Source organism: Anaerotignum neopropionicum (assembly GCF_001571775.1).
In the GTDB taxonomy this organism is placed as follows: domain Bacteria; phylum Bacillota; class Clostridia; order Lachnospirales; family Anaerotignaceae; genus Chakrabartyella; species Chakrabartyella neopropionicum.
In genome coordinates this window covers 17552-32105 of sequence record NZ_LRVM01000015.1, presented here as the reverse complement: position 1 = coordinate 32105, position 14554 = coordinate 17552, and the positions used below count along the sequence as shown (strand labels likewise).

At 38.9% G+C, this 14554-nt stretch carries 8 protein-coding genes; 3 read left to right on the top strand and 5 right to left on the bottom strand.

Annotated elements, in window-relative coordinates; genetic code table 11:
- Positions 1-107: 107 nt before the first annotated feature.
- Positions 108-923 carry an EFR1 family ferrodoxin gene (locus tag CLNEO_RS14460; RefSeq protein WP_066090754.1) on the top strand — a complete coding sequence of 272 codons (816 nt, stop codon included), beginning with the start codon at positions 108-110 and terminating at the stop codon, positions 921-923.
- A 71-nt stretch (positions 924-994) separates the two neighbouring features.
- Entirely contained in the window at positions 995-1861 is an 867-nt protein-coding gene (locus CLNEO_RS14455; RefSeq protein ID WP_066090751.1) for a DMT family transporter, read from the top strand.
- Positions 1862-1969: 108 nt separating this feature from the next.
- Here the strand turns inward: CLNEO_RS14455 and CLNEO_RS14450 are convergent, their stop codons facing one another.
- The 3 genes from CLNEO_RS14450 to CLNEO_RS14435 form a co-directional block, all read right to left on the bottom strand.
- Complete coding sequence (locus CLNEO_RS14450; protein WP_066090748.1) at positions 1970-3898, bottom strand: 5'-nucleotidase C-terminal domain-containing protein; 1929 nt, start codon at positions 3896-3898, stop codon at positions 1970-1972.
- A 458-nt stretch (positions 3899-4356) separates the two neighbouring features.
- Positions 4357-6768: a M56 family metallopeptidase gene (locus CLNEO_RS14440; protein ID WP_066090742.1), complete on the bottom strand. Its 2412-nt coding sequence runs from the start codon at positions 6766-6768 to the stop codon at positions 4357-4359.
- Complete coding sequence (locus CLNEO_RS14435) at positions 6765-7163, bottom strand: BlaI/MecI/CopY family transcriptional regulator (RefSeq protein ID WP_066090739.1); 399 nt, start codon at positions 7161-7163, stop codon at positions 6765-6767. The genes CLNEO_RS14440 and CLNEO_RS14435 overlap by 4 nt, the downstream gene beginning before the upstream one ends.
- A gap of 141 nt (positions 7164-7304) precedes the next feature.
- Here CLNEO_RS14435 and asnA point away from each other — a divergent pair, with 141 nt between their 5' ends.
- On the top strand, positions 7305-8312 hold the full coding sequence (gene asnA / locus CLNEO_RS14430) for an aspartate--ammonia ligase (protein ID WP_066090736.1): 1008 nt from the start codon (positions 7305-7307) through the stop codon (positions 8310-8312).
- 550 nt (positions 8313-8862) lie between these two features.
- Here the strand turns inward: asnA and CLNEO_RS14425 are convergent.
- Positions 8863-11358, bottom strand: a complete 2496-nt coding sequence (locus CLNEO_RS14425; RefSeq protein WP_066090733.1) for an EAL domain-containing protein — start codon at positions 11356-11358, stop codon at positions 8863-8865.
- A gap of 38 nt (positions 11359-11396) precedes the next feature.
- Positions 11397-14276: a transporter substrate-binding domain-containing protein gene (locus CLNEO_RS14420; protein WP_066090729.1), complete on the bottom strand. Its 2880-nt coding sequence runs from the start codon at positions 14274-14276 to the stop codon at positions 11397-11399.
- Positions 14277-14554 lie beyond the last annotated feature (278 nt).

Genomic DNA, 14554 nt, shown 5'->3' with positions numbered 1-14554 from the left:
TGAAAAATAAGTATGTATTGGCTTTCCAAATCAACTGCAAGGGTGTAAAATATTTATGATTAATTCTTGTTACATAATAATGTTTAGGGGTAAGGAGTACAATTGTTATGATAATTCGTTCGACAACAAAAATTTATTTTTCACCAACGGGCACTACGAAAAAAGTAATCGAAGCCATCGAAGAAGGGATGGGAATAAAGCATTCTGAAGTCATTGATTTAACCTTGCCGAAGGTAAGAAACGCAGCTGCTCCCATTATCAAAACAGATATGGTTTTCTTAGGCGTTCCAGTTTATGAAACAGGGATACCTAAAATATTAATCCCTTTTTTGAAAACTCTAAAAGGAAACGGAAAGCCTATTGTACTCGTCGCCGTTTACGGAAATATAAGTGAGGGGACAACCTTAAATGAACTTTATTCTATTGCACAGGATGGGAATTTTAAAGTTTTGGGCGCTGCCTCATTTATTGGCGAGCATTCCTTTTCTACAGAAGAAACACCCATTGCAAAAGGTCGGCCAGACAACAATGATTTAACTATAGCAAAAGAATTTGGAAGAAATATTATGTGTAAACTACAAAGCTTGGTTTCTTTACATAATAAAACGCTCCAGCTGCCACAGGGAAAGACTCCTCTTATGGCAAAAATTGTACCGGCGAATAGTGCAAAGTTTTTTGCCAAAACTCCCATTGCAGATAAAAACAAATGCAGTCATTGCGGTATATGCGTAAGGCTTTGTCCCACGGGCGCTATTGATAAAGATACTCTATCAATAAACAGCACCCATTGCCTGCGCTGCTTTTCTTGCGTAAAGGGATGTCCCAAAAAAGCCAGGGAAATAACCTATCGACCAAAGCTTGTTGTTTCTAAAGTATTGTTGGTAAAAAGCAAAGTCAGAAAAGAGCCTCAGCTTTATTTCTAATACCTATTTATATTACGGTTTCCGTTGCAAAACTATGGCTGTTTACAGAAGATTTTTTAGGAGGATTACAAATGGAAAACAAACAAAAAGTGTGGGGACTTGGGTTTTTAACGGTTTTTTTATGGGCATCCGCCTTTCCCCTCACTAAAATTGTTCAAGAACACTTTACATCAAACCCTTTGGGTTTTTTACGCTGCGGCATTGCCGCAATTCTACTATTAGTGATTGGCAAGGGCAAACATATACATAAACCAAAAAAAGAAGATATTCCCTGGTTTTTTCTCTCCGGAGGATTAGGCTTTACCCTTTATATGATTACTTTTAATACCGGTATACAAACCTTAACCTCTGCCACCTCCAGCATTATTATTGCCATAACCCCCATCCTTACGGCAATCGTGGCAGCAAAGCTTTACAACGAAAGGATACGTCCTCTTGGCTGGGTTTCTATTTTAACAGCGTTTATCGGCGTTTTAATTCTAATGCTTTGGGAAGGCGCTTTTTCCATTAATATCGGCTTGATTTGGACGATTATGGCCTCCCTTGTTTTTTGTGGCTACAACATTTTGAGCAGAAGACTTTCGCAAAAAGGCTACTCTTCTTTAGAAATCGTAACCTACAGTATGCTTTGCGGTACAATACTCCTTGGCTTTTGGTCTTTCGAAAGCTTTCGGCAACTGGCAAGGGCCAACGTTAAGCATATTTTAGCCCTCATTTACTTAGGCGTATTCCCCAGTGCAACTGCCTACTTTTTTTGGGGGAAGGCAATGACTTTTGCAAAACGAACCAGTGAGGTAACCAACTTTATGTTCATCACCCCCCTTCTATCTACCCTTATGGGATTTATTATTCTAAAAGAAATTCCAAATATGGGCACTTTTATTGGCGGTGCAGTGATTGTTATCAGTATTGTTGTATTTAATCTGAAAGGAAAATAATCACTTTAGCACTATTTTCATTGATACAAAATTGAGTATTATTATAATAAAGGCGGCAATTGCACACAATGCATTACCGCCTTTAAAACTCTTAAAATGAACTCTCCATTACTTTTTAATAATCAATTCCTGTCCAACATAAATCATAGCTGGATCTTTAATTTGGTCTTTATTATTTTCGTAAATAGTTTTCCACTGGTTTCCATCGCCTAAAAGTTCCTTAGCGATTTTCCATAGGCTATCGCCTTTTACAACCTTATAAACATCCGTTGCAACCTGTACGGGTTCCGTTTTAGGAGCTGTTTCCGGTACTTTTACAGGCTCCTTAACCACTTCTGGTGCAGGCGTTGCTTCGGGTGCAGGTGCTACTTCAGGTACAGCCGGAGCAGCAACAGGTTCGGAAACAATATTAATTCTCCCCTGAGGTTTTGCATATTCCTTGCCAATGACACCCTTCATTGAATCAACATACTGAATCAACGCTTCTGCATCAATAATGCCAGTATCCTGCTTAAATGAGCCTTGTGTCAATGCATAATATGTATCACCGCCCTCAGCCTGGAAGCTGTTTACCACAACGGTATATTTCGCCTTCAGATCGAACGCCTTGCCGCCTACGCTTGTAATGGTTACACGGCTGCCAGGTGCAGCGGGTGCATAATAAGTAGAGTCTGGATATTGTGCTCCGTTTTTATATTCCATAGCAGTATTTACGGTAAATTCTGCACCTGCAATCTGAGGGAAACCACCCAGCGCAGTTGGTGTAGCGAAGGTAGAAGCCTCCAAAACTTCAAGGAGCTGTTGGCCTGTAACCGTTACCAAAGCAACTGTATTGCCATAGGGAAATACAGTATATAATGTATTCATGGAAATATCTCCCGTGGGAATGCTGGCACGAATGCCGCCACCATTGGAAAGGGCAACATCTACGCTAATTCCTAAATTCTGCTCCTGGGCATATTTTTTACCCACATACAAAAACGCATCTGCGGCAAAATCACCTAAATTTGTTTCTTCTGTACGAACGCCGGGTTCTCTTTCACCGTTCAAATCCACCTCAGTTTTTGCAAAAAGGCCCGCATAATACGCATCCACTTCTGCTTTATCGGCAGCTACCATTTTTGTTAAGGCTTCATCGTACTTTCCAATACTTGTAGCATAATCTGCTGCACTAATCAGCTTTGCTGTTGCTGCTTTTGAGGACTCCTCAATTACAACAGTGCCAACGTTCTCCAAATAAGAACCTGTGCTTACGATTAAAGTGTCATTTACCTTTTCTCCGCCATCCATTACAGTATGGCTATGACCGTCAATCATAAGGTCAATACCTTTTACCGCCTTTGCAACATCAGTGGAACGTCTGCCAACGCTTTCATCGTCAACACCTAAATGTACCAAGGCAACAATGTAATCACAGCCCTTTGCTTTTAAAGCATCTACCTCAGCTTGTGCCTTTTCATACATTGCTTCACCATCCAAGAAAGTTACATCCTTTACGCTGCTTGGACTAGACTTTGTTTGTGTTTCAGCTGTATCCAAGCCAAACACGCCAATCTTCATTCCACCCTTTTCCAATACAATGCTGGCATCAAAATAAGGCTGATTTGTACCCTTTTTTAGAATATTTGCATCAATCACAGGAACATTCCCCGCTTTCAATACAGCAACCATATCCAAAAGGGAATCAAAACCAAAGTCAAACTCGTGATTTCCAAGAGAAGCTGCATCATAATCTGCTGAAACAAGATACTCCGCAGCCTTTAACCCCTTTGAATAATTTACTAAGGTCGTCCCTTGGGAAAAATCCCCTGCATCTAAGAGAATAACGTCAGCACCTTGGGCAGTATAATAGTCCTTTAATCCCTTCACTCCCGCAATACCAATACATTTTTCTCCTGTCTGATAATAGCCATGCATATCATTGGTATGGATTATTACAAGCTTTCCATCCATTGTGCCTGCTAACGCAGGAACAGACATGCCTAATACCATTGCCGTGGACAACAGAAAGGATAAAACCTTTTTCCCGTATTTCATAGTACTCCTCCTTTTTTTATGGAAATTTGTTACTCTTATAGCATAGCACTTTTTTCAAAAAAATGGAACAACCTAACGGTTTTTTCTTCCATATATAACAAACATTTGACATGTTTCTTTGGGTTATTTTGTTTTGTTGCACCAATAATAAAATAATACAGGACACCCTAACAGGGCGTCCCAGAACGTAGACAAAGTCAAAACCATGAGGGCTTTGCCCTCAAACACCTACAAGGGTTTCACCCTTGACCCTTTATAAACCGCATAGATATGCGGTTTCAATAAAAGTTTTTGGTCTTGCTTTTTTCAAAAAGCAAGCAGGTTTGGGCAGCGCCCAAGGTTTGTCTTCAGTCTGAAACCCGCATAGAATGCGGGTTCTGTAAAAGTTTTTGGTCTTGCTTTTTTTCAAAAAGCAAGCAGGTTTTGGAATGATCAGCCGTGAATTGTGCGGTGTTGCCTTAAATTTGCACAAACGAAATATATTGGCTAACCTCTTGAATATCCTGTTCTTCCATATGAGAATCTTTATAAACTGTAATTTGTGTTTTATCCTTTAAATAAAAAATCAAGTTTTGCATCAACAACATCTGCATTTCTCTTCTATCATAGGTAAGCATAGCATTTGCCACACCATTTGTCCCCTTACACATCTCTTCAATCGAAGGGGCGTACTCCGAGCCATCATTGACCTCCACCCATTCCACTAAAATCCAGCCGTCCTCCTTCCGCTCAAAATCCAAACGACTAGGCACAAGGCTTCCTCCACCTTCCACCAGCTGATACCCCACATTGGGTGTCCGTATAAAAGTATATTCAGTGAAGCCAATGACTGCATAAACGGAAAGCTTATCCTCACTTTCAGAAATATGGCTGATGAGCGGTGCAAAAATTTGAACCTCCCGATTGCTCTTATCAGAAGAAAAATGTTGCTCCATGGCAGTGTAAACTGCTTTCATCACATCACTGTGTCTTGTGATCAAGCCTTCTTTTGTTGCATTTTTCATTGTCAACAATCCGTCTTTTTCCAAGTCCTGTGAATAGCGTTCTTCATCATAAAGAAACGGCTCTGCTACCATAGAATCCAAAGCACAATAGGCTTCATACCACTGACTTGGCTTCATTTCCTCCACCAAGGTAGGACTCATGGTAGCCGGTATCTTTAAAAGCTCCAAGCACGCTGTCATCATAATATATCCCCTTGTATCATCGGGCTGGCCTTTTTGGAATTCAATGAATAACGCCGTCAATGCACCATCTCCAAGCTTTAACAGCTCATCATACTTTACGTTTTGTTTTAATAAATCATAGGAAAAGGTTTCCCCCATTTCTTCAGCAATTTCATTGAGTAGCACATTACATTCAATTTGCTTTCGAGCATAATCGCCACTCTCTGGAAATAACAGCTCCAATTCCCTTAAAAAATTACGAAAGGTACTCTCATCCGCAGCCATACTTCTTAAATCCGTATCGCCGAAATATTGTGCTCCATCCTTTCGGTCAAAATATATCCCCGATTTCTCTCCATTTTCATCGGTAATGTAATATTCAAAAAAAGATGCATTATCCACTAAGGCCAAAAATATCATGGCATCCTTTTCAAACCAGCCATTTTCAGGAATACTTGCTCCTTTTTCTAGTGTTAAATAGCGCCTTGCGCCATAAGGCTCTTTACTTGTAAATAATTCAATTCCTTCTGTGCTTGATTGAATCCCCTCAGGCAAGGTTAACTTCCGTAAAATATCTCCCACGCCGTCATGGTTACCGATATAATCCAGCTTACATTGATATAACGCCCCAGCCCAATCCACTTCTTCATTTGAAGTCTGGGCCGTCTCCTCGTTTTGAGAACAGCCCACAAATGCCGTTCCAACCCATACAAGCAACAACAACATCAAAAGCAGCAAAATCCCCCGCTTTTTCTTTCCCATATCAAAAATATAATCAATTCGTGCTTTCAGCTCTTCTTTTCCGCCGTAAAATGCAGTAGAAAGAGGATTTGTTTGCCCACCTTGACGAATGCTTTCTAAAATGGTCAACCCATACTCCTGACGTTGGGAGAAAGAGCATTTTTCCAAAACCAAGCTATCACAAGAATATTCTATATCCCGTTCAGCCAAGCGCACCATCCAATAAATAAAGGGGTTGAAAAAATGTACCCCTCTCGCAAAAAGCAGTAAGGCTTTATACCATATATCCCGCCTTTTCAAATGTACCAGCTCATGCTTTAAAATAAATCGTAGCTGCTCCCCAGGATACTCCTCCTGATTTAAATAGATTTTTTGATGAAAAAATCCGATGCAAAGGGGACTGGGCAATATGCCGCAGAAAAATATTTCAGGTCTTTTTATCATATTCATTTCACTGCAAGCAGCATAGAATACCTCTAAAACCTCCGCATCTCTGATGCAACGACTATTTCTTTTGAGATTGATTAAAAAACTTCTGTATTTCTTCCCTTGGTAGATAAAATAAATTGCCATGCCAAATAGCCAGAAAATCCAAAGACTTTCCCTTGCTTCCTCCAAAATTGTTGGCGTATTTTCCGTTGGAAGTGGCTGTGTCAATTCATTTTGCGTGTTATTGCTTTCAACCACAGGAAATGATGCTTCACTGAAATAGTCTGTTTCCGGCAAGGACACTTCTGTATCATCAATCGTGTGCATCCTCACTTGGGGCACAGGTATTTTCATAATGGGCCGAGGTAGCGTAAAGCTGATTGGCATAATTAATCGAAGAGCGATCATCAGCCAGACGAAATACCTCCATTTAACGCCATATCGCTTACCCAAAAAATGGGAAAGCACCCCAAGAAAAACTATGGCAACAGAAGTAAAAACAGATATTTCCAATACATTTTGAAATAATATCATATATTTTCGCCCCCTGCTTTCTGACGAATATAGGTTGCCAATTCGTCCAAATCATTTTGAGAAATTGCGCGACTATCGTAAAGAGAGGCAACCAGCTTCGTTAGAGAATTATTGTTTACTTTATTTAAAAACAGTCGATTTTCCAAGGCCAAATATGCATTTTCTTCTACGACAGCAATATAAAACCGATTTTTTCCCTCCTTATAGGATTCTATAAAGCCTCTGTCAATCAATCGGTTTAACAGTGTTTGCAAAGCCGAACTATTCCACGGACGCTTTATTTCCAATTTTTCTTTGATTTCTGAAGTAGAAAGGCTTTTCGCCTCATTCCAAATGACTTTCATAATTTCCAGCTCTGTATCCGGTAAGCGAGAAATTTCTCCTGCTTTTCTCATGCAATCAACTCCTACAAGTGTATGTTTTAATAACATCATACAATTGTAGGACTTTAATGTCAAGTATCATTTTACTTGAATTAACATTTTTACTGTGTTATTCTAAAACAAGTAAAATTAATAGGAAATGAGGATTATTTTATGGGTAAAACATTTATTCCCGAGAGCTATCAATCAGCTCTTACGCTGTATGAAACGCAAAACGCAATTGGTTTGATTCACAATACCTTTGAAGAAAATCTTTCACAAAACTTAAATTTGAAAAGAGTATCCGCTCCTCTTTTTGTAGATCCCGCTACGGGTCTGAATGACAATTTAAACGGCATTGAACGTCCTGTTAGCTTTGAGGTACCTGCAACAGGGGTTACTGCCGAGGTTGTGCATTCTTTGGCAAAATGGAAGCGTATGGCTTTATATCGTTACGATTTCCGCCCTGGCAAGGGTATTTATACCAATATGAACGCAATTCGCCGGGATGAGGTTTTGGACAACCTTCATTCAATTTATGTTGATCAGTGGGATTGGGAAAAGGTAATAACTCCCGAAAAAAGAAATTTGCAGGAATTGAAATATACTGTACAGGGGATTGTAATCAGTATTTGTGATACATTGGATGTGATAAAGAAAAAATATCCTCGTATTGCCACCGAGATTTGCAGAGAGGTAACCTTTATTACTTCCCAGGAATTAGAGGATAAATATCCTGATTTAACGGCAAAGGAAAGAGAAAATGCTTTTGTTAAGGAGCATAAAACCGTTTTCATTATGCAAATTGGGGATGCTTTAAAATCCGGGAAGCCCCATGACGGCCGCGCCCCCGACTATGATGATTGGAAATTAAACGGCGATATTTTATTTTACAATCCCGTTTTAGACTGCGCTTTTGAAATTTCCTCTATGGGCATCCGTGTTGATGCGGTAGCTATGGATCAGCAGCTGCGCAAAGCCGGCTGCGATGATCGTCGTACGCTTCCCTTTCACAAAATGCTGTTAGAGGGCACGCTGCCTTGCACCATCGGCGGCGGCATCGGCCAATCTCGTTTATGTATGCTGCTTTTAGGCAAAGCACATATTGGCGAGGTTCAATCCTCCATTTGGGATCAAGAAACCATTGACTCTTGTAAAAAAGCAGGAATTCCTCTTTTGTAATTTAAAAACAAATTTTCAACACAAATGCAAGCGGCGAACTAAGATAATTGGTTGCCGCTTTGTTTTTCGTAAAATTTTTAGTATTATAAACATATTGAAGGGAGAAAACAGGTGGACAAAAACAAATAACGAAGCAAAGCTAACTTTTGACTGCCTTGCTGAGCATTCACCTAAAATCAGGAGGCGAACCTGCAATCAAACATCCATAATTTTATCATAGAAAGCAAATTCCAGAGGTTTCTTCACAGCCTCCACTAATATTGACTGCTTAATCCCCTTCTTGAGAAAATATGATCATTTACCAAGTACCACATTGTAACAACTATCACCACATGCCATATAATGATTCCCATGCGCCACTTCATCTCATGGGCGTTCCCTAAAAAAATACATAAAAAGATGATACATGTAGTACTGGCACGTATGGAAAATAACAAAAAAAATGTTTGCCTAATTTTGCCTAATACTGATTAAAACAGTATCCTTTAAATCCGTGGCGAATAACCTCGTCCTTCAATAAACACATCCCCATTTCGTTTGTACTTAAAAGCTATATTTCCTTTTCTGTTTGATGTTCAAGGAATTTAATAGCCATTTCTTCGGAAAGCGGCTTGCTAATCAAATATCCCTGTATTTTATCACAGCCATATGCTTTTAAATACTTCAATTGCTTTTCATGCTCTACGCCCTCGGCCACAACAGAGTGTCCTAGCTTATGCGCCAATGAGATGATATCACCTGTTATTGTTTCTTCCGCACTGAGAAATAAGAGTTTATCAATAAACGACTTATCTATCTTCAAGCAACTAACATTTAATTCTCGTTCTCTGGAGAGAGAAGAATAGCCTGTACCAAAGTCATCAATGGAACACCTGATACCATAATCCCTAAGCCGACCAAGAATTTTATTAATTTCTTCGAATTTTGATGAAAAAACTGATTCCGTAAGCTCCAGAATGATATGCTCTGGATCTACCTTCATCTTCGTAATGGTATTCATCAGGTCTTCAACAAAGCCTTTATTAAGTAGTTGGATCGCCGAAATATTAATTGATACGTTTATTGCATGGTATCCAATGGATTTTAACCTACTTATAAATTCACAGGCTTTATAAATAATACTATTTCCGATAGAGATTATATACTTTGTTTCCTCGGCAATGGGTATAAACTCCAAAGGGGATACCATGCCAAGCTCGTCACTATTGTATCTTGCCAAGGCCTCAAATCCACAAATGTGATTTTCGTGGAGATCCAATATGGGCTGATACTGCAAAAAGAGGCGATTTTCTTTTTTACCCACAGAAATTTGGGAAAGCTCCCGTTGTAATATTTCTCTGCGGATGATCCGTTGCTCTAGCTTTTTGTCATAGAAACAGATATAATTTGCTTCTTCTCCAAGATGAACAGCTTCTTCAGATGTGATCAAAAGATTCTTAAGTAAATGATCAACATCATATTTATTCCCTTCATTTATTTCAAGTACACCTATACCAACATTGATTCTTTCCACCGCGAGAAATGAACTAAGGGTACTTGATACTCTTTCGCAAAAATCGGATAATTCGTTCTTATCTTTGTATGCCTTCATATAAAATGCAAAACGATACTCATAAGTATTAAATAACAAGCAGTGATCGTTACAGTAAGGTTTTAATACATCTGCAACACTTTTTATCAGGTTCTGACTGTATTGAAATCCATACGTAATTGTTAAAGAATGCAGCGTGCTGAGGTTAATACTGATAAGCGCTCTTTTTTCTGTCAACTCTAATTTTATATCATTTGTTAACATGGTTTCTAAAAATCGACGATTGTATAGGCCTGTCCAGTCATCATGCTGACTATTATAGGTAAGTTTATTTTCCATTTCTTTACGATCTGAAATATCAATAATAATACCTTCAAGGGCTTCGACTTCACCTTGGTCGTTATAAATCCCTTGGGCAATTTCAAGCACCCATTTACGCGTTCCTTTTGCCGTTATTATTTCATATTCATACCGAAAGGGTAGTCTCTTGGAAAGAATTTGTTCCCACTCTTTCCATAGCGACTCACGATAATCCTGGGTAATAAGATCGTTGAAAGACAGATCTCTGTTATACAATAAATTTTCCGGCATATACCCTGTTAATTCAAAGCAACCGGACGAAACAAATTGCATAGTCCATTCACAATCATAATTACACCGATAGGCCATGCCTTGAAGGTTTGATAGAAATACTGATTTACTGCGCTCGCTTTCAGCCAGCGCTTTCTCAGCTTCTTTTCGCTTTGTAATATCATGAATCAGGCAGATATAACCGAATTTTTTATGTTTTTCCATGGATAAATTTGCCACAACAACATCTACCCAAACAACTGAGCCATCTGGCTTAATTAATCGTTTTTCTACGGAATAGCTTTTTATCTCACCTTTTTTCAGCTTGATAAAGCTATTCATATCTGCCTCTACATCCTCAGGATGTGTAATTTTCGCCCATCCTATATGATTCAGTTCCTCATTGGTTCTCCCAGTTATTTGCTCAAAAGATGGGTTCGTGCTAACAAAATCATTTCCAACGTTAGAATAAGGTTCATTGCTTTGGGAAATGGCTATACCAATAGGCGCTTGTTGGAGAACAGTATCAAAAGTTAGTTCGTGTTCAAACAACTTTTCTTCAAGTAGTTGTTGAATTTTGAGCAGCTCCCCCTGGATTTGAATTCTTGCTTTCAAGGATTCCATATGAATAGGCTTCCTAATATAATCCACAGCACCAAGCTGAAGACCCTTGATTTCATTCTCCAATTCATCGTAATTGCTTAAGATAATGGCACGTATCTTTTTGTACCGCTCATCAGACTTAAGCACCTTAAGAACTTGGAAACCATCCATGTTGGGCATATTAAGATCAAGTATGATTAAGTCTATATCAGAATTATCTTCCACTATGCGCAGTGCTTCCATTCCATCACCAGCGAGCAAAACATCGTATCCAACAAGCAAGCTTTTAATAATTTTCCGATCTGTTACAGAATCGTCAACCACCAATATTTTTATAGACATCATCCATACCCCCTTTATAATCATCCCATACTTTGCTTTCAATCCTGCGCTTTAGAAATTTCCGCCAGTAGCTTTTTCAATCTACGACTATACTCTTTTTGCAGTAGTGCTATTTCGTCTTCTTTTTTCTCATCCAAAGCTTTTTGCAGCTTTATTGACAATTCATATAATGATTTAGCACCTATGCTTCCCGAACTGCTTTTCACTTTATGAACAATCTGCGCAGCATCTGCATATCGCATTTCATTGACTGCAAGGGAAAGCTTCTCCAGTGTTTCCTGATTTTCATTGTAATATTCGTTAAGCACCTGTCGATAAACTTCAAGGTTCCCGCCCATGTTCCTCAGACCCGCAGTTTCATCCAATATCTTCGGTTCATCAAACATTTTACCTTGATTTTCTAAAATGACCTCTTTTATCTTTTGAAGAAACTGATCTGGATCAAAAGGCTTGCTAATATAATGGTAGATTCCACTACGGGCACACTTCTCCTTAACTCCCAAAATCACATCAGCAGTCATAGCAACAATCGGTATATTGGGGGATGTTTTTCTGATTTCCTCCGCCGCATCATAGCCATTCATGACGGGCATATGCAGATCCATGAGAATTAAAGCAATTTTATCTTTATATTGCAAATATAGTTCCACACCCTCTTTTCCGTCAGAGGCAAGAATTGACTCAACACCAATTTGGTGTAGAAGTGTTTTTGCAATCAATTGATTGGTTTTATTATCCTCAACCACTAATACCCTGTATGATTTTTCAAGACTCACCAACCCATTTTTTTCACACTCAGAAGGTTGTGTAGCAGATACAGCCTTTAATTTAAATATGTCCAAAATTCCGTTAAAGAGGATTGAAGGGATGATTGGCTTGCCCATGGCATTATCTATCCCATATTCGTTAATCCTATCAAACAAATCCTCTCTCATCATGGGCAGCAGCATGATAAATTTGGGGTTTTTAACAATCTTTTTGTTGCTGCGAACGGTTTCAACGAATGCAAAACCACCTTCTGCTGGCGTTTCGTAATCGATGATGAACAAATCAAAGGGTTTGGCAAATTTTCCGTCAGCCGCTTCAAGCATACTCAGCGCACTTGCCTGAGAAGTGGTAAGTTCACAATGCATACCGAACGCACTTAAGTAGCTCTCGATCAAATTCATATTTGCCCCTGTTTTCTCTAATACAAGGGTTTTAACAGCTTTAAAGTGGTCTCCCGATAGTGATTTGATATATACTTCCTCTTTTTCTTTATCTACCCTTAGGGCTAAATGAATGATAAATGTTGATCCTTCTTGTGGAGTGCTAAAAACTTGTATTTGTCCGCCCATCAAATCCACAAGGTTTTTAACAATAGATAATCCCAACCCAGAGCCACCGAAACGCCGATTGATGCTGCTGTCCCCCTGCATAAAAGGAAGAAAAAGATTATTTACCTGTTCTTTGTTCATTCCAATGCCAGTGTCTTTGATTGTAAATGACAAGTGGTATTTATCATTTTCTTTTGCGATAAGACGAATATCCAATGACACCTCGCCTTTGACAGTAAACTTTGCGGCATTGTTCAAAACATTAAGGAGGATTTGCTCGATACGCTTGGAATCCCCTAAAAACCAATTGGGAACAAGGGGGTCTTTTGCTAGCTTAAAACCAATTTCCTGCTCTTCAATTTTATAAGATACTATATTGACAACATCCTGGATTACTTGATCCATACTGAATGGAGCGGTTTCTAATTCAACCTTTCCCGCTTCAATTTTCGAATAATCCAAAATATCGTTTATAATGCTTAGCATATTTGAGGAGGCCTGGGTAATTCTATCGGTATACATTTTTTGAGTCAATGTAAGATTGGTCTTCTTCAAGAGATATGCCATTCCGGTGATCACATTTAGCGGTGTTCGAATTTCATGGGACATCCTGGCCATAAAGCTAGACTTGAATTCATTGGCTTCCTCTGCATCTTGCTTCGCCTTTTCCAAATCCTTTTGAATTTGCTTTCGTTGTCGAATCTCACTTCGCAGTCTTATAATCCAAAAGGAGGATACCCCCATTACAACAGCGAGTAAGGTACCAATGATAACAAGGATACGAATCATTGGGCCATAGTCAATATGGGTTTCCAAGTCAATCCATTTGTTGTTAATTGCAAGCTTCTCGCTCTCCGTAACGCTATCCATTGCCTTGTTAAAAATACTTACTAGCTCAGGCCAATCTTTTCGAACAGCAAAATACAAAGCTTGTTGTTTCTCAGCTTCAAAAGATACAATTCTGAGATTGGTTAGGCCATTTGAGCGGATCAAGTAATTTGTTGTGGCTAAATTTCCAATAAAGGCTTTTTCTGATCCCGTTGCCACTGCAGTAAGCCCAGCTTCGACTGAATCATAAAGGCTAAGATTTATCTTCGAATATGGTAAAAGGTAGCTTTCATGGGAACTATTGCGTTGCACAGCTACAGTAAATCCTTCTAAATCCTTTATCGCTGATATTTGGGTATCTGTATCTCTGGTTACAATCACTCTTTTAAAGTAGTAGTACGGTTGGGAAAAGAGAAAATAATCTTCTCTTTCTTCTGTTTTACCAATCGCAGGTAGTACATCAATATCTCCAACGAGAGCCAAATCATATGCTTCCGGCCATGTTAAGTCTTGCACAACTTCAAATTGCAAGCCGGTTTTTTCACAAATCAAAGAAAGGTAGTCGGCAGCAATTCCCTCATATGCGCCATCTTCATTAATAAACTCAAATGGAACAAATCCAGGGTCCACACCAATTCGAATTACAGGATGCTCTTCAATAAAAGCATGTTCTTCTTCTGTCAAACTGATTCTACTCTCAGCACCATAGCAAGGACAGACATTCGTTGACATTGTTACTATAAGAACAAATAATAAGGCAATGATCCTTTTCATACATATTCTCCTCATACGTAAAGTCCTAAGTAAAGTACTCTGCAACCCTCTCTATAATTCACGATACACAATAGAGTTCCCACTCATCTTTATCTAGAAGTACTTCCTATTCAATCGTTCAATCGCAGTTTTTTGTGTTTAAGCGCTTTACATCGTTTCTTCTTTGATTTATTTGAAGTTGTATAAAATAAATTCCTATCATCTTTACTAACTGACTTATGTATCAGTCTTTTATCTCTAACACTGTAACTCCTAGTACGGTTCCAAAATTATGAAGT

Bases quoted from the DNA above. Each gene is read 5' to 3' on its own strand.
- CLNEO_RS14460 (WP_066090754.1), top strand. From the start codon at position 108: ATGATAATTCGTTCGACAACAAAAATTTATTTTTCACCAACGGGCACT.
- CLNEO_RS14455 (WP_066090751.1), top strand. From the start codon at position 995: ATGGAAAACAAACAAAAAGTGTGGGGACTTGGGTTTTTAACGGTTTTT.
- CLNEO_RS14450 (WP_066090748.1), bottom strand. From the start codon at position 3,898: ATGAAATACGGGAAAAAGGTTTTATCCTTTCTGTTGTCCACGGCAATG.
- CLNEO_RS14440 (WP_066090742.1), bottom strand. From the start codon at position 6,768: ATGATATTATTTCAAAATGTATTGGAAATATCTGTTTTTACTTCTGTT.
- CLNEO_RS14435 (WP_066090739.1), bottom strand. From the start codon at position 7,163: ATGAGAAAAGCAGGAGAAATTTCTCGCTTACCGGATACAGAGCTGGAA.
- asnA (WP_066090736.1), top strand. From the start codon at position 7,305: ATGGGTAAAACATTTATTCCCGAGAGCTATCAATCAGCTCTTACGCTG.
- CLNEO_RS14425 (WP_066090733.1), bottom strand. From the start codon at position 11,358: ATGTCTATAAAAATATTGGTGGTTGACGATTCTGTAACAGATCGGAAA.
- CLNEO_RS14420 (WP_066090729.1), bottom strand. From the start codon at position 14,276: ATGAAAAGGATCATTGCCTTATTATTTGTTCTTATAGTAACAATGTCA.